Annotated in this window: 25 protein-coding genes and 2 tRNA genes; 24 read left to right on the plus strand and 3 right to left on the minus strand. The window is 37.3% G+C overall.

Translation table 11 applies throughout. From position 1 onward, the window contains the following. Window positions 1-39 precede the first annotated feature (39 nt). From EHLA_RS05190 to EHLA_RS05275, 18 genes are all read left to right on the plus strand, one after another. Complete coding sequence (locus EHLA_RS05190; RefSeq protein ID WP_021908166.1) at window positions 40-519, plus strand: deoxycytidylate deaminase; 480 nt, start codon at window positions 40-42, stop codon at window positions 517-519. A gap of 324 nt (window positions 520-843) precedes the next feature. Beyond that, window positions 844-1,338, plus strand: a complete 495-nt coding sequence (gene infC / locus EHLA_RS05195) for a translation initiation factor IF-3 (RefSeq protein ID WP_021908167.1) — start codon at window positions 844-846, stop codon at window positions 1,336-1,338. A gap of 30 nt (window positions 1,339-1,368) precedes the next feature. After that, the gene (gene rpmI / locus EHLA_RS05200; RefSeq protein ID WP_005350182.1) at window positions 1,369-1,566 is read left to right on the plus strand and encodes a 50S ribosomal protein L35; all 198 of its coding nucleotides are present in this window, start codon (window positions 1,369-1,371) and stop codon (window positions 1,564-1,566) included. A gap of 23 nt (window positions 1,567-1,589) precedes the next feature. Continuing rightward, a complete protein-coding gene (gene rplT, locus EHLA_RS05205; RefSeq protein WP_021908168.1) occupies window positions 1,590-1,946 on the plus strand; it encodes a 50S ribosomal protein L20 in 357 nt (118 codons plus the stop codon). Window positions 1,947-2,053: 107 nt separating this feature from the next. Continuing rightward, a complete protein-coding gene (locus EHLA_RS05210; protein WP_096239567.1) occupies window positions 2,054-3,136 on the plus strand; it encodes a glucosaminidase domain-containing protein in 1,083 nt (360 codons plus the stop codon). A gap of 6 nt (window positions 3,137-3,142) precedes the next feature. Then, window positions 3,143-3,832: a hypothetical protein gene (locus EHLA_RS05215; RefSeq protein WP_096239568.1), complete on the plus strand. Its 690-nt coding sequence runs from the start codon at window positions 3,143-3,145 to the stop codon at window positions 3,830-3,832. Window positions 3,833-4,132: 300 nt separating this feature from the next. Next, window positions 4,133-4,217: transfer RNA gene (locus EHLA_RS05220), tRNA-Leu, on the plus strand. A gap of 140 nt (window positions 4,218-4,357) precedes the next feature. Beyond that, a tRNA-Leu gene (locus EHLA_RS05225) sits at window positions 4,358-4,442 on the plus strand. A 213-nt stretch (window positions 4,443-4,655) separates the two neighbouring features. Next, window positions 4,656-4,985 (plus strand): TIGR04086 family membrane protein, encoded by a 330-nt coding sequence (locus EHLA_RS05230; RefSeq protein ID WP_157908551.1) that lies wholly within the window; start codon window positions 4,656-4,658, stop codon window positions 4,983-4,985. Between the two features lie 115 nt (window positions 4,986-5,100). Further along, window positions 5,101-5,247 (plus strand): six-cysteine ranthipeptide SCIFF, encoded by a 147-nt coding sequence (gene scfA / locus EHLA_RS05235; protein WP_005347340.1) that lies wholly within the window; start codon window positions 5,101-5,103, stop codon window positions 5,245-5,247. A 267-nt stretch (window positions 5,248-5,514) separates the two neighbouring features. Beyond that, entirely contained in the window at window positions 5,515-6,885 is a 1,371-nt protein-coding gene (gene scfB / locus EHLA_RS05240; protein WP_096239570.1) for a thioether cross-link-forming SCIFF peptide maturase, read from the plus strand. Then, the gene (recJ, locus tag EHLA_RS05245) at window positions 6,886-8,658 is read left to right on the plus strand and encodes a single-stranded-DNA-specific exonuclease RecJ (RefSeq protein WP_096239571.1); all 1,773 of its coding nucleotides are present in this window, start codon (window positions 6,886-6,888) and stop codon (window positions 8,656-8,658) included. A 14-nt stretch (window positions 8,659-8,672) separates the two neighbouring features. Beyond that, window positions 8,673-9,515, plus strand: coding sequence for a Cof-type HAD-IIB family hydrolase (locus EHLA_RS05250; protein WP_096239572.1), 843 nt, complete (start codon window positions 8,673-8,675; stop codon window positions 9,513-9,515). Window positions 9,516-9,733: 218 nt separating this feature from the next. Further along, window positions 9,734-10,258 (plus strand): adenine phosphoribosyltransferase, encoded by a 525-nt coding sequence (locus tag EHLA_RS05255; protein ID WP_021908175.1) that lies wholly within the window; start codon window positions 9,734-9,736, stop codon window positions 10,256-10,258. Between the two features lie 216 nt (window positions 10,259-10,474). Then, on the plus strand, window positions 10,475-11,344 hold the full coding sequence (locus tag EHLA_RS05260; RefSeq protein ID WP_021908176.1) for a MurR/RpiR family transcriptional regulator: 870 nt from the start codon (window positions 10,475-10,477) through the stop codon (window positions 11,342-11,344). After that, a complete protein-coding gene (locus EHLA_RS05265; RefSeq protein WP_096239573.1) occupies window positions 11,344-12,585 on the plus strand; it encodes an NAD(P)/FAD-dependent oxidoreductase in 1,242 nt (413 codons plus the stop codon). The genes EHLA_RS05260 and EHLA_RS05265 overlap by 1 nt, the downstream gene beginning before the upstream one ends. 135 nt (window positions 12,586-12,720) lie before the next feature. Beyond that, window positions 12,721-13,386 (plus strand): (d)CMP kinase, encoded by a 666-nt coding sequence (cmk, locus tag EHLA_RS05270; protein ID WP_021908178.1) that lies wholly within the window; start codon window positions 12,721-12,723, stop codon window positions 13,384-13,386. Between the two features lie 17 nt (window positions 13,387-13,403). Continuing rightward, window positions 13,404-15,287 (plus strand): bifunctional 4-hydroxy-3-methylbut-2-enyl diphosphate reductase/30S ribosomal protein S1, encoded by a 1,884-nt coding sequence (locus EHLA_RS05275; protein ID WP_096239574.1) that lies wholly within the window; start codon window positions 13,404-13,406, stop codon window positions 15,285-15,287. Between the two features lie 227 nt (window positions 15,288-15,514). On the opposite strand, the gene EHLA_RS05280 is transcribed toward EHLA_RS05275, so the two are convergent. Then, window positions 15,515-16,021: a phosphatase PAP2 family protein gene (locus EHLA_RS05280; protein ID WP_096239575.1), complete on the minus strand. Its 507-nt coding sequence runs from the start codon at window positions 16,019-16,021 to the stop codon at window positions 15,515-15,517. 353 nt (window positions 16,022-16,374) lie between these two features. Between EHLA_RS05280 and EHLA_RS05285 the strand changes: the two genes are divergently transcribed. From EHLA_RS05285 to EHLA_RS05300, 4 genes are all read left to right on the plus strand, one after another. After that, window positions 16,375-16,692 (plus strand): YerC/YecD family TrpR-related protein, encoded by a 318-nt coding sequence (locus EHLA_RS05285; RefSeq protein ID WP_021908181.1) that lies wholly within the window; start codon window positions 16,375-16,377, stop codon window positions 16,690-16,692. 107 nt (window positions 16,693-16,799) lie between these two features. Beyond that, window positions 16,800-18,527 carry an indolepyruvate ferredoxin oxidoreductase subunit alpha gene (iorA, locus tag EHLA_RS05290; RefSeq protein ID WP_096239576.1) on the plus strand — a complete coding sequence of 576 codons (1,728 nt, stop codon included), beginning with the start codon at window positions 16,800-16,802 and terminating at the stop codon, window positions 18,525-18,527. Window positions 18,528-18,540: 13 nt separating this feature from the next. After that, window positions 18,541-19,113: an indolepyruvate oxidoreductase subunit beta gene (locus EHLA_RS05295; protein ID WP_096239577.1), complete on the plus strand. Its 573-nt coding sequence runs from the start codon at window positions 18,541-18,543 to the stop codon at window positions 19,111-19,113. A 49-nt stretch (window positions 19,114-19,162) separates the two neighbouring features. Further along, the gene (locus EHLA_RS05300) at window positions 19,163-20,467 is read left to right on the plus strand and encodes a phenylacetate--CoA ligase family protein (RefSeq protein WP_096239578.1); all 1,305 of its coding nucleotides are present in this window, start codon (window positions 19,163-19,165) and stop codon (window positions 20,465-20,467) included. Window positions 20,468-20,537: 70 nt separating this feature from the next. Here the strand turns inward: EHLA_RS05300 and EHLA_RS05305 are convergent, their stop codons facing one another. Together EHLA_RS05305 and EHLA_RS05310 are read right to left on the minus strand one after the other, a co-directional pair. Continuing rightward, the gene (locus tag EHLA_RS05305; RefSeq protein WP_096239579.1) at window positions 20,538-21,218 is read right to left on the minus strand and encodes a hypothetical protein; all 681 of its coding nucleotides are present in this window, start codon (window positions 21,216-21,218) and stop codon (window positions 20,538-20,540) included. After that, entirely contained in the window at window positions 21,172-22,287 is a 1,116-nt protein-coding gene (locus EHLA_RS05310; RefSeq protein WP_096239580.1) for a helix-turn-helix domain-containing protein, read from the minus strand. Before EHLA_RS05310 ends, EHLA_RS05305 begins: the two co-directional genes overlap by 47 nt. Before the next feature lie 248 nt (window positions 22,288-22,535). Here EHLA_RS05310 and EHLA_RS05315 point away from each other — a divergent pair, with 248 nt between their 5' ends. Both EHLA_RS05315 and EHLA_RS05320 read left to right on the plus strand, forming a co-directional pair. Next, complete coding sequence (locus EHLA_RS05315; protein WP_123864841.1) at window positions 22,536-23,426, plus strand: hypothetical protein; 891 nt, start codon at window positions 22,536-22,538, stop codon at window positions 23,424-23,426. Between the two features lie 47 nt (window positions 23,427-23,473). Then, window positions 23,474-24,259, plus strand: coding sequence for an Ig-like domain-containing protein (locus EHLA_RS05320; RefSeq protein ID WP_242970673.1), 786 nt, complete (start codon window positions 23,474-23,476; stop codon window positions 24,257-24,259). Window positions 24,260-24,695 lie beyond the last annotated feature (436 nt).

Consider the following 24,695-nt stretch of genomic DNA (forward strand, 5'->3'; position numbering starts at 1 on the left):
TTATGATTAAAGAAAATATCGAGGACAGGAGAGTAAGCGATGAAAAGACAAGACTACTTATCGTGGGATGCCTATTTTATGGGTGTAGCCCTTCTTTCTGCGCAGAGAAGTAAGGATAATAATACGCAGGTTGGCTCCTGCATTGTTGATCCGCATAATAAGATTCTCTCTATGGGGTATAATGGAATGCCGACAGGATGCAGTGATGACAGAATGCCATGGGAACGGAAGGGAACTCCGCTTGATACAAAGTATTTATATGTGTGCCATGCGGAACTGAATTCTATACTTAATTATAGTGGCGGTTCTTTAAGAGGAGCGCGTATTTATACTACTTTATTTCCATGTAATGAGTGTACTAAGGCGATTATCCAGGCGGGAATTACAGAAGTAATCTACTATTCTGATAAGTATGCGGATACAGATTCTACGATTGCAGCGAAAAGAATGTTTGATATGGTAGGAATTACTTACAGGCAGTACCAGAAAGAAGAAAAAGAGCTGGTTCTGGATTTGTAAAAGACATAAATGTCTTGATAGATGAATAGAATTTAAAAAAGTGACAAAAAAGACTTGACATGTTGTCTGGGTAATGCTATAGTAATTAAGGTTATTGAGTAACAGAAAAGCAGAGTATCCACTCTCACCTTAGCACGTATGGTGACTCGGGTTAATATCGTATATATAATGAACTGTTTTGACAGGGATTATGAGATATTTTGTGGATGGTCTTGTGACTGTCCATTTTTTCTATGTTTTTCATGGGTGTTTGGGCACAAGGTGTACTTGAATTGCCGGACTAATGTTTATTTTTTATGGAGGTGTACTACTATTAACGAATTAATGATTAATGAACAGGTACGTGACAGAGAGGTTAGAGTTATCAGCAGTGATGGAGAGCAGCTTGGAATTATGTCTTCAAAGGAAGCTATGAAGCTTGCAAGAGAGGCAGAACTTGACCTTGTAAAGATTGCTCCGAATGCAAAGCCGCCTGTGTGCAAGATTATTGATTATGGAAAATATAGATATGAGCTTGCCCGTAAAGAGAAGGAAGCTAAGAAAAAGCAGAAGACGATTGATGTGAAGGAAGTAAGACTTTCACCGAATATCGATAAGAATGACCTGAATACCAAGATCAATCAGGCAAGAAAGTTCCTTTCTAAAGGCGATAAAGTAAAGGTAACTCTTCGTTTCAGAGGAAGAGAACTTGCTCATGTGAATTCCAGTAAGGGAATTCTTGAGGATTTTGCACAGCAGCTTTCAGATATAGCTGTTGTTGATAAACAGCCTAAATTTGAAGGAAGAAGTATGATAATGTTTTTAACTGAAAAACGTTAATTAAGATTAGAAATTAGGAGGACTAATATTATGCCAAAAATGAAAACAAGCAGAGCAGCTGCAAAACGTTTTAAAAAGACAGGTAGTGGAAAGTTAAAAAGAAATAAAGCTTACAAGAGCCATATCTTAACAAAGAAATCTCAGAAGAGAAAAAGAAATTTAAGAAAAGCTGCAATGACAGATGCAACTAACGTAAAGAACATGAAGAAGATTTTACCATATCTTTAATCGTATATAGGAGGAAGTAATTAATGGCTAGAGTAAAAGGCGCAATTGGCGCAAAGAAAAGACATAACAGAACACTGAAGCTTGCAAAAGGTTACAGAGGAGCAAGATCTAAACAGTATAGAGTAGCTAAACAGTCCGTAATGAGAGCTTTAACAAGCGCTTACGCAGGAAGAAAGCAGAGAAAGAGACAGTTCAGACAGTTATGGATCGCACGTATCAACGCTGCAGCAAGAATGAACGGACTTTCTTACAGCAAGTTCATGTACGGCTTAAAGTTAGCAGGTGTAGAAGTTAACAGAAAGATGCTTTCCGAGATGGCAATCGCTGATCCGGCAGGTTTCGCAGCTCTTGCAGAATTAGCAAAGAGCAAATTAGCATAATGAAGGTTAAGGCCAGCAGATATTATCTGCTGGCTTTTTTATTTACAAAAAAGTTGTCCATTTATTAAATAACATTAATTTTTATTTCTAAAAGGGAGGAGATAGTTATGAAAAATGTAAAGGTTATTAAAAAGGCTGCAATTTTTTTAATGGTGTTTGTTCTGGCATTCAGCTCGTTAAGTGCAGCAGCAGCAGTTACTTATAAAACAGGTAATCGTACTGTTCGCTACAGAGGTGCAAATTATAAAGTATATTATAATAGTAAGAGAGTGAATAGTGTAACAAGACCATCTTTGATGATTAACGGAAATATTATGATTCCATATCATTATACAATGGTAAAAAGAGGACCAAAAGTATCTATATCAAAAGCGAATAAAGGAAAGACAATAACGCTTTCTGCGAATGGAAATCAAGTAAGGTTTTATCTAAATAAAAAGTACATAAAAGTAAATGGAAAAAAAGAGAATATTCGTACTGCTCCTGTTAAAGCAAAGATAGGGGGAACTAGTCTTATAATGCTTCCAGCAAGAGTTGCTTTTGAGGAGCTGGGATTTCATTATATATATAACAAATCTAAAAAGGCAATCTATGTGACAGGAAATACAACGACAACAAATGCACCGGCCTCAACACCGATTGTGAATGAACCGGCGGTGAATACAGGTCTTCAGGCAACAGCTTTTAAGAATATGAGTACACAGGAATTTATTAATGCAGTAGGACCGATTGCAAGAGAAGATTACAGAAAAACAGGTGTGCTTGCCTCTGTTACTTTGGCGCAGGCAATTAATGAGAGTGGCTGGGGTAAGTCAGGGCTTACACAGAATTCCAACAATATGTTCGGTATGAAAACTTCTCTTTCCGGTAATAGCTGGTCAGGATCAGTGTGGGATGGAAGAAGTTATGTAGAAGTGAAGACAAGAGAAGAGTATAACGGAAAGAAAGTGACTATTACTGCGAAGTTCCGTAAATATCCTTCTGTAGCACAGTCTATCGCTGATCATTCCGCATATCTTTCTAACGCTATGAATGGTGCGAGAAGACGATATAATGGACTTACAGACACAAAGAGTTATTCTTCTCAGCTTACAATTCTTCAAAAAGGCGGATATTGTACATGGTCGGGATATGTATCAGAGCTGACAACGCTTATTAAAAAATATAATCTGACAAAGTGGGATAATTAATGGTTTATGGTAAAAAAAGAAAATGATCAGGAATTGCTATCAGTAAAGAAGACGATTCTTTCGATGTCATTTTCGTTGGTATTGGTAGCAGCAGTGCTTCTATTTATTTTTGGGTTTCGATATTTTTTGAGCGGAAGAGAGTATAAAGGTGCGAATGTTCAAAAAGAAGAACGAAAGAATGATTATGATGCACATAAAGAATATCTGGAAACAGATAAGTCATTTAAGGCCGGCTATATTATGATAAAGAATTTGCCTGCAAAAGGGTTATATATATCAGAATTACCGGGAAAGAAAGAAAATAGTTCTACTTATTTAAAAAGTGGGCAGATTCTTTGGGCAAGCAAAAAGGGAACATATAAAGATAAAACATATTATCATCTGAAAAATGGAATGTATTTGTATGCCAGCGAAAAGTACATGGAAGAACTTGCTTCTTATGAGAAACTGGAAGGATATGTAGCTATTACATATATTAGTTCCACTGGAGTAAGACTTCGTAAATGGGCGGATTTTCAGGCGGATAATGTAGTAAAGTCTGTTTATGTTGGTGATAAAGTACAGGTAAAAGGCAAGGTTACACGAAAGAACGGAGAATCTGCTTATATTACAGATAAAGGACTTTATCTTACGACAGACATTCAGTATTTAAACGACTATACAACGGAAGCAGACTCATCAGAAAATGAAAAATAAAAAGTCTTCTGTAGCAGATGGGAAATTAGATACAGTTAAAAGTTTAAGTACATTTTAATTGTATGAATATCATATCTGCTACAGGGGATTTTTATCTCAGTCGAGAAGACTCCCACTTCTTTCAGGTGGTGAGTGACAGCGGCTCGACTTGAATTTGCCAGAAATAGAAGATGAAAAGGGTAAGTTTATTTTACTTATAGTTAAAAATTTTGAAAAAATTAAAAAAATTTAAAAAAGTGCTTGCAATTTAAAAAAACTGTGTTATAATAATTTTTGTCAGTGAGAGATAATTACTGATAAGCAGTTGTGGCGGAATTGGCATACGCGCTAGACTAAGGATCTAGTCCGGGCTGACTGGGTACGGGTTCAAGTCCCGTCAACTGCATGAGAGCTGAAGACATAAAGTTTTCAGCTCTTTGTTTTTATCATAAAAATATGATATGAAATTTAATAAAAAAATACTTGCATTAGAAGTAATGTTATGGTATACTAATTTTCGTTGGTGAGCAAGAGATTCACTGATAAGCAGTTGTGGCGGAATTGGCATACGCGCTAGACTAAGGATCTAGTCCGGGCTGACTGGGTACGGGTTCAAGTCCCGTCAACTGCATAAGAGCTGAAGATGATAAGTCTTCAGCTCTTTTTGTTTTATAGAAAATCGCTCCTACGTAGAGTAAGAGAATGTGCGAAGACACAGTATTTGTTATTATGATTTGTTCTAAATAAAAATAGAATTCATACACTGTATAAAAATATTCAGGTACGGAGATACATGGACGGGATTTCTTATAAAAAATGGATGGATAGGATAGGAAGAGTGTTAGTGTCTGTTATAATTGCTGTTTTGCTAACAATGCTCTTTCTGGCTGTATTTGCATTTGCTATGTTAAAGGGAAGCTTATCTGCTTCTGTAGAAAAGATTGGCCTGATTGTAATGAGCGTTATTGCCTGCTTTGTCGGTGGATTTTTTTGCGGAAAGAAAAATACGAAGAAAAGGTATTTATGGGGACTGGGGGTTGGTGCTTTATATTGTTTGTTTTTTTCAGTGATACGTGTGGGAATGGGGCAGCCTTTTATGGCAGATAAAACAGCATTTTTTACGACACTTTTATATTGTGCAGCCGGAGGGATGCTTGGAGGAATGTTGAGTTAAGTAGAGGTCTCTTTAAAAAGGTCTTTTCTTACGGGAGGGTTTGTGTTATAATAACCTACAAAGTGTCATCTTAGATGCTTTGCATACTAGATTATGAAGTGAGGAGGCGTTATTAATGAAACGTGTAAAGACACTGACCGGAAACAAGACATACGGTACTACCATGTGTAAAGGTGGATGCGGTGAATGCCAGACATCCTGCCAGTCTGCCTGCAAGACATCTTGTACAGTAGGTAACCAGACTTGCGAGAGTAATAAATAATTAAAAAGCACAACAGGAAGATTGCTTCCTGACATATGCTTGAAGTAGGGTGAACTGTCTTTGCGGTCAGTTCACCTTATCTCTTGTATAGAAATTTTATAATATAAATTTTATATAAAAATTTTGTATGAAATCTTGTATGGAAAAGTATTTTCCTAAGATCACTTTATGATAATTTGATAAATATCGTAAGAATTCTCCTACCATTACAGGTGGGAGGATATCACATATAGAAGAGAAGTAAGAGAGTAGAAAGGGATAATTAACGTGATTCACCAGTATAAAAATAATGGATATAATATTGTTATGGATGTGTGCAGTGGTGCGATCCATGTAGTTGATGATGTGACATATGATGTAATTGCTTTATATGAAGAAAAGAATTTAGAGGAAATTAAAAAGGAATTGTCTGATACTTATAATAAGGAAGAGATTGAAGAGGCATATAAAGAAGTGACTTCTTTAAAAGAAGAAGGTTTATTATTTACAGAAGATATTTATGAAGAGTACATTAACGAAGTTAAGAGTAGAAAGACTGTAGTAAAGGCTCTTTGTCTGCATATCGCTCATGATTGTAACCTTGCCTGCCGCTATTGTTTTGCAGAAGAGGGAGAATATAAGGGACATCGTGAGCTTATGAGCGCTAAAGTAGGAAAAGCTGCTCTTGATTTCCTTGTGAAAAATTCTGGTAATCGTCACAATCTTGAGGTGGATTTCTTTGGCGGCGAGCCAACGATGAATTTTGATGTTGTAAAAGAAGTTGTAGAGTACGGACGTTCTCTTGAAAAAGATTATGATAAACATTTCCGTTTTACTTTCACAACAAATGGTGTTCTTTTAAATGATGAAATGATGGAATTTGCTAATAAAGAGATGGATAATGTCGTTTTAAGTGTAGATGGACGAAAAGAAGTCCATGACTATATGCGTCCTACAAGAAATGGCAAGCCAAGCTATGATCTGATCATGCCAAAGTTTATTCGCTTTGCAGAATCGAGACATCAGCAGAAATATTATGTAAGAGGAACATTTACAAATAGAAATCTTGATTTTTCTAAGGATGTTCTTCATCTTGCGGATTTGGGATTTGAACAGATTTCCATGGAGCCGGTTGTTGGACAGCCAGAAGAGCCATATGCAATTCAGGAAAAGGATCTTCCGCAGATTTTTGATGAGTATGACAGACTTGCAAAAGAAATGATTCAGAGAGAAAAAGAGGGAAGAGGATTTAATTTCTTTCATTTTATGATTGATCTTACAGGCGGACCATGTGTGGCAAAGAGACTTTCCGGCTGTGGAAGTGGAACAGAGTATTTAGCAGTAACACCTTGGGGAGACTTATACCCATGTCATCAGTTTGTAGGGGAAGATAAGTTCCTTCTTGGTAATGTTTTTGATGGAATTAAACGTACAGATATTTGTGATGAATTCCGTTCCTGTAACGTATACACCAAGAAGAAATGTAAAGAGTGTTTTGCAAGATTCTACTGTAGTGGCGGATGTCCTGCAAATTCTTATAATTTCCATGGAACAATCGATGATTCTTATGATCTGAGCTGTGATATGGAACGTAAACGAGTAGAGTGCGCAATTATGATTAAGGCAGCATTAGCAGATACAGAGGGCGAAGAGGAATAAATGGAAAAGTGGTTTGTCGCTTCAAAAAGAGCAGATTTTAATAAGATTGGAGAAGTATTTCATATCAGTCCAGTGACGGCGCGTCTGATGCGGAATAGGGACTTAACAACAATAGAAGAAATGCAGCGTTATTTGTATGGTTCCCTGTCGGATCTTTATGATCCTCATCTTTTAAAAGATGCAGATAAAGGGGCGGAAATCATAAAAGAAAAGATAGAAGCAGGGAAAAAGATTCGTATTATTTCAGATTATGATGTCGATGGTGTTTCTTCAAACTATATTTTATACCAGGGATTGAAACGCTGTGGTGCAGATGTGGATTATAAGATTCCAGATCGTGTAGAAGACGGTTATGGTATTAATGAGCATCTGATAGAGCAGGCGGCAGAGGATGGGATTGATACGATTATTACCTGTGATAATGGAATTGCTGCATCGGCTCAGATTGCTTATGGTAATTCTTTAGGTTTGACGATTGTTGTAACGGATCATCATGATATTCCGTTTCAAAAAGAAAATGATGAAATAACCTATCTACTTCCGCCAGCTGCTGCTGTGATTAATCCCAAACAGAAAGATTGTTCCTATCCATTTAAAAGTATATGTGGAGCAGTGGTTGTCTATAAGTTTATTCAGGTGCTTTATGATCTGTTTCAGATTGATCAAAAAGAAAGCGAGGCATTTCTTGAAATCGCAGCAATGGCAACGGTTTGTGATGTGATGCCTCTATTTGATGAAAATCGGATTCTTGTAAAGGAAGGGCTGCGCCGAATCAGGCAGACAGAGATTGTGGGTCTGCAGGCTTTGATAGAGGCGAATCATCTTGAAGATAAGAAGTTATCTTCCTATCATTTTGGATTTATCCTTGGACCATGTATTAATGCCTCCGGACGACTTACTTCGGCAAAGGAGGCATTAGAGCTTCTTCTTTGCAAGGACAAGGAAATCTGCAGACAGAAAGCAGAGGCACTTACTGCTTTAAATGCAGAAAGAAAAGAGATGACCGCAGATGGAGTGAAAGCAGCAAAAGCATATCTGGAAAGTACAGGCCATGCAAAAGATAAAGTGTTAGTTGTATATCTGCCGGATTGTCATGAAAGTATCGCAGGAATTATTGCTGGCAGAATGAAGGAATATTATCACAAACCGGTTTTTGTCATTACAAGAACAAAAGAGGGGTTAAAAGGCTCCGGAAGATCAATTGAAGCATATCATATGTATCAGGAAATGAATAAAATCAAAGAATGTTTTGATAAATTTGGTGGTCATCCGATGGCGGCCGGTCTTTCTATGCAGGAAGACAGGTTAGAGGAATTCCGGGAGAAATTAAATACGAATACTACGCTTACAGAAGAGGATTTTGTAGAAAAGGTACATATTGATGTAGCATTACCGATTTCGTATCTGTCAGAAAGCCTGATTAAAGAATTTGAATTGCTCGAACCGTTTGGGAATGAAAATACAAAACCATTGTTTGCACAAAAAGATTTGTACATAAAGGGGATACGTGTTCTTGGAACAACTGGTCGGTGTTTGAAGTTGTTTCTTTCTGACGGAAGTCAAACGAACATAGAAGCAATGTATTTTGGAGAATCGGATGGTTTTTTAGAAGAACTTTCTTGTTTTTGCGGAAAAGAAGAAGCACAAAGAGTTCAAAGAGGATTGCCACATCATATATGGATGGATGTAACCTATTATCCACAGATTAATGAGTGGAGAGGTCAGAAAAGTATTCAGATTGTTATTCAGAATTATCGTTTTAAACACCAGTAAAGGAGTAAAGATGTATGGAACAGAAGAATAAAAATGTCAGATTGATAGGATTAGATTTAGATGGAACTACGCTTACTTCAGAAAAGGTATTAACCCCACATACAAAGGAAGTTCTAGAAAAATGCTTAGCCGAAGGTGTTCAGGTCCTTCCGGCGACAGGCAGAGTGAAAACAGGTATTCCAGAGTATTTAACACAGATTGAAGGAATGCGATATGTCATTTTATCAAATGGTGCAAGTGTTTTGGATTTGAAAGAAGATAAAGTACTTTATCAAAATTGTATTCCATGGAAAAGAGCTTTAGAGCTATTTGATGTGCTGGAAACTTATCATACATTTTATGATGTATATGCTTTGGGAACAGGATGGTGTGAAGCGCGTTTTTATGATAATGTAGGCAATTATGGAATTGAAAAGCATATTGAAAACCTAGTAAGAACAACACGTAACCGAATTGATGATCTGAGAGTGTGGATGAAAGAGAATAAGGCTCCGGTCGAAAAAATTAATATGTTTTTTGCCAGAGAAGAAGACAGACAAAGAGCGTTTAAGGATCTTAGAGAGATAAAAGATCTGGCAGTGACCTGCTCTCTTGGAAATAATCTTGAGATTAACGGGGCAACATGCAATAAGGGAGATGCGATGTTACATCTTGGGAAGATTCTTGATATTCCGGTAGAAAGTATTATGGCATGTGGAGACGGAAACAATGATTTTGAAATGGTAAAGATGGCGGGTGTCGGTGTTGCCATGGAGAATGGAGAAGAGTCTTTAAAAGAAGTTGCAGACTTTGTCACAAAGACAAATGATGAGGAAGGGGTGGCATATGCCATCGAATATTTTTGTGATTTAAAGTAAAATGTTGATCCTGACATCTAAAATAAAAATGAAATTACGAAGGCAAATGACAAATATAAATTGTATCAGGACGCAAATGATCTTGTTGTCATAAGTTTTATAGAAAGATAATAGAAATATGCAGATTTTGTTGTTTTTTGTGTGAAAAATCTGCTATAATTAACATAAGAAAAAAGTAGTAGTTTTATGCCTGTTTTCGGGCAGAAAGGGTGGACAAAGTGAAGAAACTTGAAGATTATGTCATCAATATTCCGGATTTCCCAAAACCAGGAATTATTTTTAGGGATATTACATCAATCTTACGTGATCCAGAAGGATTGAAACTTAGTGTACATGAATTGATGCACTGCCTTGAGGGAACAGAATTTGATGTTGTTGTCGGAGCGGAATCTCGTGGATTCTTATTTGGTATGCCTCTTGCATATAATAAGAGTAAAGGGTTTGTACCTGTACGTAAAAAGGGCAAGCTGCCAAGAGAGACAGTAAGCAGGGAGTATGCTTTGGAATATGGAACAGCAGAAATAGAGATTCATAAAGAAGATATCCGTCCGGGTCAGAGAGTTGTATTTGTCGATGATCTGCTGGCAACAGGCGGAACGGCAAAAGCAGCGATTGATTTGATCGAACAGCTTGGCGGTGTTGTTGTAAAGGTTCTTTTTGTTATGGAACTGCAGGGACTGCATGGACGAGATGCTTTAAAAGGCTATGATGTAGAAGCTGTTATCACTTATCCTGGAAAGTAATCAGTAATGAATCATTAAGAAATGAAAACTGTGCAACCGAAGTTTTTCGGAAACACAGTTTTTCTTTTTGGAAAACTTTTTGCTAAATTACAAAAACAGAAAAAACGATTCCTGTTTGCAATTTTTTTGTTTAAATCCTTCATTTTGCTTTACAAAAACAGAAAAATGGAGTATTATGAAATATACTTAATTTTACAGAATAGGTGGAGTAATAGAGTGGAACATTTAAATTTATTACAGAGGATTGAGCAGAAGTCTTCTGAGTTTAGTAAAGGACAGAGAAGGCTGGCTCAGTATATTACAGAGAATTATGATATTGCGGCATATCTTACTGCATCCAAGCTTGGAAAGGAAGCGGGAGTCAGTGAATCAACAGTAGTTCGTTTTGCTTATCAGCTTGATTATGAAGGATATCCGGAGTTACAGAAGGCAATTCAGGTTATCGTAAAGACGAACTCAAACTCTATTCAGAGGATGTCTCTTTCCTCTAAGAGATATCAGGAAAAAGGTGTCTTAAAGAGCATTCTTTATACAGATGCGGAACGACTTAGAGATACGATTCAGAGTGGGGTGGATGAAAAGGAATTTAACAGGTCGGTAATGCTTATTAACGATGCAAGAAGATTATATATTTTAGGCGCGCGCAGTGCTGCATATCTTGCAGGGTTGATGGGATATTACTTTAAGATGTTATTTGACAATGTAATTATTGTGGATGCTAACAGTACCTCTGAGACATTAGAGCAGATTTATGATATCAGTGAGAATGATGTTATGATGGGCATTACTTTTCCAAGATATTCCAAAAGAACGATCTGCGCTCTTCAGTATGCAAAGAATCATGGAGCAAAGACAATCGCACTTACCGATAATATGCAGTCTCCTATTATAGAGTATGCGGACTGTAAACTAATCGCAAAGAGTGATGTGATGACAATCGTTGATTCTCTTGTATGTCCGTTAAGCGTTGTGAATGCGATGGTTACAGCAATCGCACTGCTTCGTAAAGAAGATGTTGAGAAGCGCCTGATGGCTCTTGAGGAACTCTGGAACGAATATGATGTTTATAACAGGAGTTTACTATAATGAACAAAGTAATTATTGTAGGTGGAGGGGCAGCCGGTATGATGGCTGCCATTTCTGCGTCTAAAGCAGGAAAGAAGGTATGTATTCTTGAAAAAAATGAGAAGCTTGGCAAGAAGCTTTTCATTACAGGAAAAGGCAGATGTAATATTACAAATGCTTGTCCGGCGGAGGAATTTCTTACGCATGTAGTAACAAATCCTCGTTTTTTATATAGTACATTTTCACAATTTAATAATGAGGATATGATAGAATATCTGGAGAAAATCGGTCTTCCTGTAAAAACAGAACGAGGACAGAGAGTCTTTCCGCAGTCAGATCGATCTTCTGATGTAATACAGGCATTAAAAAGAGAGTGTGAGAAAGGCAGAGTAAAGATTTATTATCATACAGAGGTAAAAGAACTGCTTTTTAATGAAGAGAAAGATCAGTGTGTAGGTGTACTTTTGTCTGATGGCAGAAAGATGGAAGGAGATTCAGTGATTCTTGCCTGTGGAGGATTTTCTTATGCATCTACTGGTTCTGATGGGGCAGGATATATCCTTGCAAAACAGGCAGGACATAAAATTAAATCCATCGAGCCATCCCTTGTTCCGTTTGAAATGAAGGAGAACTGGTGCAAAGAGTTGATGGGACTTACATTAAAGAATGTTATGGTTCGCATAAAAACAAAGAAGAAAACAATCTATGAAGGATTTGGAGAATTTTTGTTTACACATTTTGGAGTGAGTGGTCCGCTTGTTCTTACTGCAAGCACCTGCCTTGGCAAGTATCAAAAGGAATTAGAAGCAGGAGAATTGAAACTGTTTCTTGACTTAAAGGCTTCTCTTACACCGGAGCAGTTAGACAAACGTTTTTTAAGAGAATTTGATACGTATCGTAATAAAAATATTTCAAATGTAATGGAACGTCTGCTCCCTAAAAAGATGATTCCAGTCTTTCTTGATACGGCACAGATTCCAGAGGATAAAAAGATAAGGGATATCAGCAAAAAAGAAAGAAGACGCATGATTGAACTTATGAAGAATTTTGAGATGCATATCAGCGGTGTAAGAGGATTTAATGAAGCGATCGTCACAAGAGGCGGTGTGAATGTAAAAGAAATTAATCCGGCAACGATGGAATCAAAGAAGGTAAAACATCTCTTTTTTGCCGGAGAGATTATGGATTTAGATGCCGTTACAGGTGGATATAATCTGCAGATTGCATGGACAACAGGCTATGCAGCAGGAAAAAATGCGTAAAAACTACGTGAATTTCAAAAAAAATATAAAAAAATGTTTTTTTTTTCGCGAAGATATGTTACACTAATCAAGTGTAGGTAAAAGTGAAATCACTATGTGAGCAGTCAGGTTTCAAAGAAATGGGAGGAAGTGTCCATGTACAGTATAGCAATTGATGGTCCGGCAGGAGCTGGAAAGAGTACGATTGCAAAGGCAATCGCAGAGGATATAGGATTTATATATGTAGATACCGGAGCCATGTACCGGGCAATCGCTTTATATTTTTTGCGTAAAGGTATTGATGGACATGACAGGAAGCTCGTTGCAGCGGAATGTCCGAACATTCATGTAACTTTAGAATATGATGAGGAAGGAAAACAGCAGGTTATTTTAAATGGTGAGAATGTTACCGGATTTATTCGTAAAGAAGAGGTCGGGAAGATGGCATCAGTTACCTCTGCTGTACCGGAAGTAAGAGCTGCACTGTTAGATTTACAGCGCAATATGGCGAAGACTTCAGATATCCTCATGGATGGAAGAGACATTGGAACGAATGTCCTGCCGGATGCTTCTCTTAAGATTTATCTGACGGCTTCCGCTGATGTAAGAGCGAAGAGACGTTATGATGAATTACAGGAGAAAGGAACAGAGTGTGATATTGCGCAGATTAAGAGTGATATCATGGCAAGAGACAAGCAGGATATGGAGAGGGAGATTGCTCCACTATGTAAGGCAGAAGATGCCATACTGGTAGATTCCTCAGATATGTCCATTCCACAGGTGATTGATACGATTATCTCCGAATTTAAAAAAATAAAATAATATTGCCGGAGTAAATGATGAAGATTGACATAGCAAAATCTGCTGGCTTTTGTTTTGGAGTAAAGCGAGCTGTAGATACGGTGTATAAAGAGTCTTCTAAGAAGAACGTTTATACATTTGGGCCGATCATTCACAATGATGAAGTTGTCGCAGATCTGGAGAGACAGGGAGTTCATGTTATTAATGACAGCAAGGAGTTTAAGTCTCTTTCAGAAGGAACGATTATTATTCGTTCTCATGGCGTGTCAAAAGCAATTTATGAGGAGATCCTTAATGCGGGTCTTGATTTAGTGGATGCGACCTGCCCTTTCGTGAGAAAGATTCATAAGATCGTTGAGCGGGAGAGTGGGGATGGCAGAGTAATCATTATTATAGGCAATAACCATCATCCCGAAGTAGAAGGGATCATGGGTTGGTGCCAGACGCATCCGATTGTAATTGAGAATCGAGAGCAGGCAGAAGGAGTTGAGTTAGATGCCGATGCGAAGATATCCATCGTGTCACAGACGACATTTAACTACAATAAGTTTCAAGATTTAGTTGAAATTATCTCAGAAAAGGGTTATGATATAAATGTTTTTAACACGATTTGTAATGCAACTGAGGAGCGGCAGACGGAGACCAGAGAACTGGCGAAGAAGTCTGATGCGATGATAGTGATCGGTGGCAGACACAGTTCGAATACTCAAAAGCTTTTTGAGATAAGTAAAAAAGAATGTAGTAATACTTTTTATATACAAACAAAAAATGATTTGAATATGGAGGATTTTTCTAATATCGGGATGCTCGGTATTACTGCAGGGGCTTCAACCCCAAATAATATTATCAAGGAGGTTCATGAAAGCATGGCAGAAATGAGTTTTGACCAGATGCTGGAAGAAAGTTTTAAGACAATTAGAAATGGAGAGGTAGTTCAGGGTACTATTATCGATGTAAAAGAGGATGAGATCATCTTAAATATTGGATATAAAGCCGACGGTATCATTTCAAGAAACGAATATTCCAACGACCAGAATTTAGATTTAACAACAGTCGCTAAAGTTGGTGACGAGATGGAAGCTAAAGTTCTGAATGTGAATGATGGCGAAGGACAGGTTCTCTTAACATATAAGAGACTTAAAGCAGAAAAAGGTAACAAGAGATTAGAAGAGGCATTTAACAACCATGAAGTATTAAAAGCTCCTGTAGCTAAGGTTCTTGACGGTGGTTTAAGTGTTGTAGTGGAAGATACAAGAGTATTCATCCCTGCAAGCCTTGTATCCGATACTTATGAGAAGAACTTAAAGAAATATGACGGACAGGAAATCGAGTTCGTTATCACTGAGTTCAACCCTCGCAAGAGAAGAATCATCGGTGACCGTAAACAGCTTTTAGTAGCAGAGAAGAAAGCAAAACAGGAAGCACTGTTTGAAAGAATCGAAGCTGGTATGACTGTAGAAGGAACTGTAAAGAACGTAACAGATTTTGGTGCATTCATCGATTTAGGTGGAGCAGACGGACTTCTTCACATCTCCGAAATGAGCTGGGGACGTGTTGAAAATCCTAAGAAAGTTTTCACAGTAGGTGAGAAATTAAACGTTCTTATTAAAGATATTCAGGGTGAGAAGATTGCATTATCCTTAAAGTTCCCTGAGACAAATCCATGGCTTCACGCTGACGAAAAATACGCAGTAGGTAACGAAGTAACTGGTAAAGTTGCTCGTATGACAGACTTCGGTGCATTCGTTGAATTAGAGCCAGGTGTAGATGCTTTACTTCATGTTTCTCAGATCGCTAAAGAACATATCGAGAAACCATCTGATGTATTAAAAGTAGGTCAGGAAGTTACAGCTAAAGTTGTAGACTTCAAGAAAGATGATCGTAAGATCAGCTTAAGCATCAAAGCTTTAGATAACGAATAATTTAGCATAATTGGCTGAATAGACGAAAATAAAAAAGACTAATAATAGCACCTGTGACTTTAGTCGTGGCGTGTTGAATGTTCGCTTTTGCGCTCACATCCAACATTTGCTCCGAGGTCACATCTGCTATTATTAGTCTTTTTATTTTCTGCCTTTGAGGTAATTTCGCTTGTGAGGGATTTGAGGATTCTCCAGAAAGGCATGCGGAGGCTTTTTTTGTCTGTTTTTTAGCAAATCAAAAAGATATAGTTAGAAATCCACCCTGCGATGATACCAAGAAACGCTCCGGCACATACGTCGCTTATAAAATGTACGCCTCCAATTACTCTGACAATTGCGAGAAAAATGCCAGCAATAAGAAGAAAGATGCCTATTGGTTTCCAAAAATAAAACCATAATGTTGCAATTAAAAAGATAGAAAATACATGGCGGCTTGGGAAAGACTGTCCCTTTTTCTCTTTTTTAATTAGTGACTGAATTGGAAGTTTTTCATATGGGCGCTGCTTGTTTATAACTTTTCTAAAAATTGTTATGATTAAAAAACAAATTGCAGGAATAAAAATAAAAGAACATAACGTAAGAAATTCTCCTTTTAATAGAAGAAATAACAATAACAGCGGGTAAAGAAAAAAACCACAGGCGGTCAAAAAACGGTTAGCCATTAGTAGTAAAGAAAAAGCCGATGAATGTGTGATGAAAAAATCGTGAATTCTGTTATATTGTTCTAAATTCATAAATAAACCTCATTATCAAAAAGATAGATTAAGTATAGCATAAAAAATGAATCAAGGGAATTATTATAGTGTTTTTGTTGTTTAAAGGAAAAACTCTTTAACACATTAAACTTTTTATTTACGAAATCGAAAAAAGATGGTATCATAAGATTATATCAGATGTGAGATGACTCCCACCTCTGTAGGTGGCGAGCAGCAAATCAGTATCAGTGGGGGAGTCAATCCCCCCATCTGATATAGCCTCCGGCAGGATTGCAGAGATGCGCAGAAGAAGGATGTCATGCATTGCATGACGCGCATCTCGCAGCAAGAATGCCGGGGCATTCTTGAATTCGTAAAGGAAGGAACATCTTATGGGAAAAAATATTCCAAAAGAACGTAAAGAAGGCATGTATAAAGCTATTCTGGAGTTAAAAAGTTTAGAAGAATGTTTTGATTTTTTTGAAGACATTTGTGCAATGACTGAGCTTCGGTCTATGGAGCAGCGTTTTGAAGTTGCAAGTATGTTGAAGAAGGAAAAAGTTTATACGGAGATTATGAGTGAGACAAACGCAAGTTCTGCTACAATCAGTCGTGTGAATCGTATGCTTAATTATGGAACAGGCTGTCTTGGAGAGGTAATTGACAGACTGGATAAGAAAGAGGACAAAGAGGGAACAGAAGAATCCTGATTTTTAAATGTGCTACAAAGTCAGATATAGCTAGATGCGGCTGTGCAGGACAGCCGTATCTTTTTATACAAAGGAACAAATAAACAATTATAGAAAGGATATTTACCATGAAACAATTAATGTTAGGTAATAAGGCACTGGCAAGAGGCTTATATGAAGCAGGTTGTAGTGTAGTATCCAGCTATCCTGGAACTCCTAGTACAGAAGTAACAGAGGAAGCTGCGAAATATGATGAGATTTACTGTGAGTGGGCACCGAATGAGAAAGTAGCGATGGAAGTAGCTTTTGGTGCTTCTCTTGCTGGAAAGAGAAGTTTTTGTGGAATGAAGCACGTTGGTTTAAACGTAGCTGCCGATCCATTATTTACCTGTTCTTATACAGGTGTGAATGGTGGTATGGTTATTTGTGTTGCAGATGATCCGGGAATGCATTCTTCACAGAATGAGCAGGATTCAAGACATCATGCGATCGCATCAAAGATCCCTATGTTAGAGCCATCTGATTCCAGGGAAGCTTATGAATTTGCCAAGAAAGCATTTGAGCTTTCTGAAGAGTTTGATACACCGGTTATTATTAAGATGTGTACTCGTGTTGCACATTCTCAGAGTATTGTAGAACCGGGTGAACATGTTGTACCAGAAACAATTCCTTATGAGAAGAATATCGCAAAATACGTTATGATGCCAGGTAATGCAATTCGCCGTCATCCAGTTGTAGAAGAGAGAACAAGAAAACTCATCGAATACGGAAATCATTGTGATTTTAATCGTGTGGAGATGGCTGATACCAAGCTTGGAATTATTACTTCTTCCACATGTTATCAGTATGCAAAAGAAGTATTTGGAGAACAGGCAAGTATTTTAAAGATTGGTCTTGTAAATCCATTACCGGATCAGCTTATTTTAGATTTTGCAGCAAAGGTAGAAAAACTTGCGATTATTGAAGAATTGGATCCGATTTTAGAGAATCACTGTAAAGAACTTGGACTGACTGTTACAGGAAAAGATACTCTTCCGATGGAAGGGGAGTTCTCACAGAATCTGATCGCTGAGAAGTTAGGAGTAGAGATTCCGGCACATAAAGAACTTGGCGAAACTCTTCCGGGAAGACCGCCGGTTATGTGTGCAGGCTGTCCACACAGAGGACTGTTCTATACATTGTCCAAGAATAAATGTACAGTTCTTGGTGATATCGGATGCTACACACTTGGAGCTGTTGCACCGCTTAGCGCGATGGAAATGACTCTTTGTATGGGTGCTTCGATCAGTTCTATTCATGGTTTTAACAAAGCACTTGGCAAAGAAAGTGAAGGAAAGACTGTAGCCGTTATTGGAGATTCTACATTTATGCATTCCGGAATGACAGGACTTGCTAATATTGCTTATAATCAGAGTAATTCCACTGTAATTATTCTTGATAACTCTATTACCGGAATGACAGGCCATCAGCAGAATCCGACAACCGGTTACAATATTAAAGGAGATCCAGCAGGAAAGATTGATTTAGAAAGTCTGTGTCGTTCCATGGGATTTAACAGGGTTCGCGTGGTAGATCCATATGATCTTGCTGCTTGTGACACAGTGATTAAAGAAGAATTAGCTGCAGAAGAACCATCTGTAATTATTAGCCGTCGTCCTTGTGCGCTCTTAAAATATGTAAAACATAATCCACCATTAAAGGTTGAAAAAGAAAACTGCGTAGGATGTAAATCATGTATGAGACTTGGCTGCCCTGCTATCAGTATAAAGGATAAGAAGGCAGTCATTGATACAACATTATGTGTAGGCTGCGGCGTATGCCAGCAGTTATGCAAGTTTGATGCATTACAGGCATAGGAGGACAGGCGAAATGACAAAGAATATTATGATTGTCGGTGTAGGAGGACAGGGTTCCCTTCTTGCCAGCAAGTTATTAGGACATTTGCTTTTATCAGAAGGTTATGACGTAAAGGTTTCCGAAGTTCATGGAATGAGCCAGAGAGGTGGAAGCGTTGTTACATATGTAAGATTTGGAGATAAAGTATATTCTCCGATCATCGATAAAGGAGAGGCAGATTTCATTGTTTCTTTTGAAAAGTTAGAGGCTGCCCGTTATGTAGAATATTTGAGACCAGAAGGAAGAATTGTAGTAAATACACAGGAAATTGATCCAATGCCGGTTATTACCGGTGCGGCACAGTACCCTGAAAATCTTATCGAAAAGATGGAAGCTTTAGGAATTAAAGTAGATGCGATGGATTGTCTGTCCTTAGCAGAAAAAGCAGGTTCATCAAAAGCGGTAAATATTGTTTTAATGGGAAGACTGTCTAAATACTTTGATATTCCAGTAGAAAAGTGGCAGAAAGCAATCGAGGAATGTGTTCCGGCAAAGTTTGTTGAACTCAATCACAAAGCATTTGCACTTGGAAGAGGCGAAGAATAGAAGAAAATGAAATCATTATAAATTAAGTGACAACAGGAGAAAGAGAAGAATGGGAAATTATTATCAACCAGAGATTGAAACGATGCCGGTAGAGAAACTGCAGGCTTTACAGAGCGAAAGACTTGTAGAGCAGGTAAAGTATGTATATGATCATGTAGAATTTTATCGCAATAAAATGAAAGAAGCAGGAGTAGAACCAGAAGATATAAAAGGAATCGAAGATCTTCATAAACTTCCTTTCGTTACTAAAGATGATTTGAGAGATCAGTATCCATACGGTTTTCTTGGGGTACCATTATCTGAATGTGTGAGAATGCAGTCTACAAGTGGTACAACAGGTCGTCGAGTAGTTGCTTTCTATACACAGGAAGATATTAATATTTGGGAGGATTGCTGTGCGCGTGCAATCATGGCAGCTGGTGGAACAAAAGATGATGTATGCCATGTAGCCTACGGTTATGGACTCTTTACCGGCGGAGCAGGTCTGCATGGAGGCTCTCATCGAGTGGGCTGTATGACACTTCCAATGTCTTCAGGTAATACAGAAAGACAAATTCAGTTTATGGAAGATTTAGGATCTACCATTCTTTGCTGTACTCCTTCTTATGCTGCAAGCCTTGGAGAATCAATTAATGAAGGCGGACATAGAGAGAATATCAAGTTAAAGGCAGGTATTTTTGGAGCAGAGCCATGGACAGAGGAAATGCGTCATAATATCGAAGAATCTCTTGGTATCAAAGCATATGATATTTATGGACTGACCGAGATTTCCGGTCCGGGTGTATCCTTTGAATGTGAAGAGCAGAAAGGAATGCATATACAGGAAGATCACTTCATTCCTGAGATTATTAATCCAGATACAGGAGAAGTTCTTCCAGAAGGAGAAATAGGAGAGTTAGTATTTACCTGTATTACAAAGAAAGCCTATCCATTACTCCGTTACCGCACAAGAGATTTATGTTATCTTACAAGAAAGAAATGTTCCTGTGGACGTACCCATATCCGTATGCATAAACCAATGGGCAGAAGCGATGATATGATGGTAGTAAAAGGTGTTAATGTATGGCCATCTCAGATTGAAGCTGTTTTATTAAAACAGGGATATCAGGCAAACTATCAGATTTTAGTAGATCGTATTGGTAATAACGATACAATCGAAGTTCAGGTAGAGATGACACCGGAAATGCAACAGGAAGATGTTGCTATCGCAGCTAGAGAAAAGAAAATCGTACATGGTTTAAAGAATATGCTTGGAATCAAAGTAGATGTCAGCATCTTAGAGCCAAAGACTATTACAAGAAGCGAAGGAAAAGCGGTTCGAGTAGTCGATAAGAGAAATCTCTATAATAAATAATCTTAGAAAGAAAATAAAAAGTATCCTATAGTAGCTGTGATATTAGCTGCTATAGGATATTTTTTATTTTCTAGAATTCTACAATTGGTATGATCATATTTTCAAAAGCATTTCTCATTTTAGGATGCCGGATGAGAAAATGAATTGCAGGGGTTCTGTTTTTAGATACGAGAACCCATTTTTTTTCGTGAATCCTGATCTGAATATTTCGAAAAGCAGATTGTTGATTTTGCTTTATACAATAGTTTTGATGTGTTTTTTCGTAATTTAGAGTGCTTTCTAAATGCTGCTTATACATTTCCCAGGTATAATAGATGTTTTCTTCATAAAAAATATCGGATAATGGAAGCGCAATCGGAAATCTACTAAATTCTTCTTTGGATAAAATAGGGAATTCTTCCGTAATCATATCATGGGAAAGAATCTGCTGAATCTGAGCAGACTTTTTATCAATATATGCTTTGATTTTCTGAGCATCTTCTTTATTAATCTGATTCTGATTTAAAATGTCCTCAAGTAAAGAAGAATTTAGAGTTTGAAGCGGTAAAGCAGATAAAATGTGATATCGTTTTCCGCTGGTCTTTGCATCTGCCTGTAAAAAAGCATGATAGGGCATCATGGAGTTTTCCCGAAATATTTCCATGAGAGGAGAAGCCTTTTTTAAAAGCAGCTCAGCCATTTCTTTGTAATAAGATATTTCAGTTTTATGCTTCGTAAGATAATAACGTCCCTGTCTGTGTGTGATGTCCATAAATTGCCTCACCCTGAAGTGCGGCAGCACCGGAAACTTTTAATAAATGCATGAAGGTATGTCCGGTGCTTTCCTTTAAATAATAAGGAGAAATCTGACCTGTCATATACATAGGAATCCAGCTTTCAAGCCCAAGCATCATTTCGGCAAACGGCCGGTCGATTTGGTGAATCTGATGCAAATGTAATCCTTTCTTTAGCATACAGGCCATTCCGAACATCCACTTTTTAGAAAATTCCAAATCTTTCGCCATCTCTTCAATAGGCATATCACTATACATAATAACATCTTCCTGTGATTTAGAAAGAACCGTTGCTTTTAAAAAATCGAGTTCACTATTCATCATCTCTTTTAATCCAAAATAATTTTTAGAACCGGGAAACTGAAAAGGTGCCGTTGGGACTTTTAATTCATTAAAATGAATAACACGAATATAGTCATCTAAATTGAATTCATCCAATTTTTGCAGAAAATGGGATAAAGATTGCTGTTCTTTGTCTGTATTCGTATGCTTTGTTTGAAGCCAGTGTTTTAAAAGAGATAAATACGTTTTTTCCTCTCGCAAATCTTCCAAAGAACAATCAAATAAATTTGCTAATATAGAAAGATCTGTTTTTTTCGTATATCTTTTTGTTACAAAAAGAGCAGTATTAACAAGAAAGAGTTCTGGATCAGCAGGCTGCCGTTCGCCGCTTTTTATGCGGGAAATATAAGAGGCATCATAATTTAAAAATCTGGCAAACTCTGAAGTATTTATTGACAGCATAGTAAATAAAGTATTCAAATTTGCCTGCAAAATAGAAAAATCAGCCGATATATCCGGTAAAAAACGCAGAAAATCAGAATGTACCGTTATGTCATTAATAGAAGAAAGATTTCTTTTTTGGGCAAGTTTAACGATACCGTAAATCAGTTGCTTTAAATTGTCACTTTCTACATCAGGTATTCGTTCTCCGGAACGATAGCGGCTGATCGTTGCGGCAGAAAGTCCGGAACTATCTGCAAGCTCCTTTGAGGAACAATCCAGTTCTTCCATATATTTTATTAAAATATCTTTAAAATCGGTCATCTTACCTTCTCCTAAATTAAAAGTTTAAATGAATCGAAGATTATGTACCAGGCTTTATGTGGTAGATTTTGTAATCCTGAAAGGTTTCATTTAATTCTATTATATCGTAAAAGCAGCAGACAAAAAACCCATAAAGTATGATTTCCGTTTTGGCAATGACTGACTGGAAAGAATCAGAAAATATAGAGTGGAATTTTGTATAATGTAATTATCAAAAAACAACATAGCAAACGATATGAGGAGGGATTATGATGAGAAGATGGAAAAAGATAATGGCACTTTGTTTTGCGTTTTTAATGTCATTTGTGATGCTGGGAAGTTCGGTCGAAGCGGCAAATGGACCAAATGAGCAGGATTGGAGTAGTGCATATATAGTGATTGATGATGGAAGTGCAAATCCTAAACAGCTTTATAACGCCAATAAATCAGTGACTATCAGCACAGTTAAAAACATCAGCTATGATAAAAAAACAAATACTCTTACTTTAAACGGATATCAGGAAGCTGAAAAGAAAATTGTGGCAAATGAAATGGGGGATGATTTTAAAGTAAAAGTAGTGGGAAATAATCAGATACAGGGAATTGCTGTATGGGGTTACTCTTATGGCGGAAGCCTTACATTAGAAGGAAATGGTTCCTTAGAGATTAATAAAAACAGAGTACAGGGGGAACCGATTTTTTTAATGGCAGAAGAGGCAAACGCACAGTTTAAAGTAAAACAAGGGGTTACTTTAAAAGTGTATCGTGATAATAAATTTCCTTCTTCTATAGTTGTTTCTTATTCTGCCGCAGCAAAAGATGGCATTGTATTTGAAGGAAATGATACATTAAACCAAAAAGTACAGAAAACACCACAAAAAGAAGCAAAACAGATGACTGCGGCAGTCTATGAGCTGGCAGACTTTATTCCATGTACGCCAAAAGACGATTCTGTAACAGGGATATATGGGGCTTTACGACAAGCAGGATGCAGTGACGATGAACCATACTATAATATTTATAAAATACAGGAAGTTTTCCCTGGAATTTGGATTGCTTCTATGCAGGATGAAGCAGGAAACTATTTCTGGTCAAGCAATTTTAATATAAATACGAATGCACAGAAAATAAAAGCGTATACAACTATACAACACATGTAACATCATACAGCTTGATGATGCTAAATAAAAAGACATCTTCAGGTACAGTGCCAGATTACGTAGCACGCTTTGATTATGATCAGCAAAAAAATGAAGAAGTATGTTCTATTTATAAAATTAAAAAGAAAGATAATAAAAATTATGCAATTCCAGTAGAAGGAGAACAAAACCAGCCAATGTCCATTCTGGATAAGTATGAGATAGTATCTACCGGAAGAATCTTTTATAATTATAACTTCAGTGGAGATATTTTGTATTCAGGCAACGGCCAGAATACAAAACCGAATATAGACACAAATAGTAATAGAAGGTTAGTATCTTCTATTCGTCTCTCCGGTATTTCCAAAAAAATTGCCGCAGGCAAAAAGCTTACTTTAAAAGCGACAGTTTTACCAAACAATGCATCCAATAAAAAGCTAATCTGGAAGTCCAGCAACCCAAAAGTTGCAACGGTAACCCAAAGTGATATAGTCACCCTGAAAAAGAAAACAGGTGGTAAAAAAGTAACGATTACAGCAACAGCAAAAGATGGCAGTAAAAAATATGCTTCCTGGAAGATTACATCTATGAAAGGCATTGTAAAGAAAGTTAAGATTACGGGGAGTAAGCCAATAAAAGCAGGCAAGAAGCTAAAACTAAAAGCCAAAGTAACTGCCACAAAGAAAGCAAATACAAAACTTCTCTGGACATCAGGTAATGCAAAATATGCCACCGTAAATGCCAAAGGAATCGTAACAACGAAAAAATCAGCCAAAGGGAAAACTGTAAAAATTACAGCAATGGCAACTGATGGAAGCGGGAAAAAACATACTGTAAAAATCAAAATAAAATAAATTACTATTTAATTCATTAGGAAACAGACGAAAAAAGAAATAATACCATATCCCATCTGCTCTGTAGTCACTGTGTTTAAGATGCTTATCCGCATCTTAAACACGCTCCGAAGCCGCATCTGGGATATGGTATTATTTCTTTTTTCTGTGTTTTGGCTCCAGAAGGAATGAATGCAATAGTCTTTGGGAAGGAAAAGGGGGAGAGGTCAGAAGTTCGTGGCTTATTCTGATGTCATTTTCACTATGCCGAATCTTTTTCTGTTTCTGTATTTTGGCTCCAGAAGGAATGAATGTAATAGTCTTTGGGAGGGAAAAGGTGGCAAGGCCAGAAATCTCTTATTGCTCAAAAGGTATATCGTTCAGAAGATTAGGTACTCTCTTTAACAAACAGTAAAGAGAAAGGGCATTGTCATTTTCCCAAAAAATAAAGTAGTCA

It is taken from the genome of Anaerobutyricum hallii (assembly GCF_900209925.1).
In the GTDB taxonomy this organism is placed as follows: domain Bacteria; phylum Bacillota; class Clostridia; order Lachnospirales; family Lachnospiraceae; genus Anaerobutyricum; species Anaerobutyricum soehngenii.

Coding starts and splice junctions, on each gene's coding strand:
- EHLA_RS05295 (WP_096239577.1), top strand. CDS start 18,541: ATGACAAAGAATATTATGATTGTCGGTGTAGGAGGACAGGGTTCCCTT.
- recJ (WP_096239571.1), top strand. CDS start 6,886: ATGGAAAAGTGGTTTGTCGCTTCAAAAAGAGCAGATTTTAATAAGATT.
- iorA (WP_096239576.1), top strand. CDS start 16,800: ATGAAACAATTAATGTTAGGTAATAAGGCACTGGCAAGAGGCTTATAT.
- EHLA_RS05215 (WP_096239568.1), top strand. CDS start 3,143: ATGGTAAAAAAAGAAAATGATCAGGAATTGCTATCAGTAAAGAAGACG.
- EHLA_RS05275 (WP_096239574.1), top strand. CDS start 13,404: ATGAAGATTGACATAGCAAAATCTGCTGGCTTTTGTTTTGGAGTAAAG.
- EHLA_RS05315 (WP_123864841.1), top strand. CDS start 22,536: ATGATGAGAAGATGGAAAAAGATAATGGCACTTTGTTTTGCGTTTTTA.
- EHLA_RS05210 (WP_096239567.1), top strand. CDS start 2,054: ATGAAAAATGTAAAGGTTATTAAAAAGGCTGCAATTTTTTTAATGGTG.
- rplT (WP_021908168.1), top strand. CDS start 1,590: ATGGCTAGAGTAAAAGGCGCAATTGGCGCAAAGAAAAGACATAACAGA.
- cmk (WP_021908178.1), top strand. CDS start 12,721: ATGTACAGTATAGCAATTGATGGTCCGGCAGGAGCTGGAAAGAGTACG.
- EHLA_RS05310 (WP_096239580.1), bottom strand. CDS start 22,287: ATGACCGATTTTAAAGATATTTTAATAAAATATATGGAAGAACTGGAT.
- EHLA_RS05250 (WP_096239572.1), top strand. CDS start 8,673: ATGGAACAGAAGAATAAAAATGTCAGATTGATAGGATTAGATTTAGAT.
- infC (WP_021908167.1), top strand. CDS start 844: ATGATTAATGAACAGGTACGTGACAGAGAGGTTAGAGTTATCAGCAGT.
- EHLA_RS05305 (WP_096239579.1), bottom strand. CDS start 21,218: ATGGACATCACACACAGACAGGGACGTTATTATCTTACGAAGCATAAA.
- scfA (WP_005347340.1), top strand. CDS start 5,101: ATGAAACGTGTAAAGACACTGACCGGAAACAAGACATACGGTACTACC.
- rpmI (WP_005350182.1), top strand. CDS start 1,369: ATGCCAAAAATGAAAACAAGCAGAGCAGCTGCAAAACGTTTTAAAAAG.
- EHLA_RS05190 (WP_021908166.1), top strand. CDS start 40: ATGAAAAGACAAGACTACTTATCGTGGGATGCCTATTTTATGGGTGTA.
- EHLA_RS05280 (WP_096239575.1), bottom strand. CDS start 16,021: ATGAATTTAGAACAATATAACAGAATTCACGATTTTTTCATCACACAT.
- EHLA_RS05285 (WP_021908181.1), top strand. CDS start 16,375: ATGGGAAAAAATATTCCAAAAGAACGTAAAGAAGGCATGTATAAAGCT.
- EHLA_RS05265 (WP_096239573.1), top strand. CDS start 11,344: ATGAACAAAGTAATTATTGTAGGTGGAGGGGCAGCCGGTATGATGGCT.
- EHLA_RS05300 (WP_096239578.1), top strand. CDS start 19,163: ATGGGAAATTATTATCAACCAGAGATTGAAACGATGCCGGTAGAGAAA.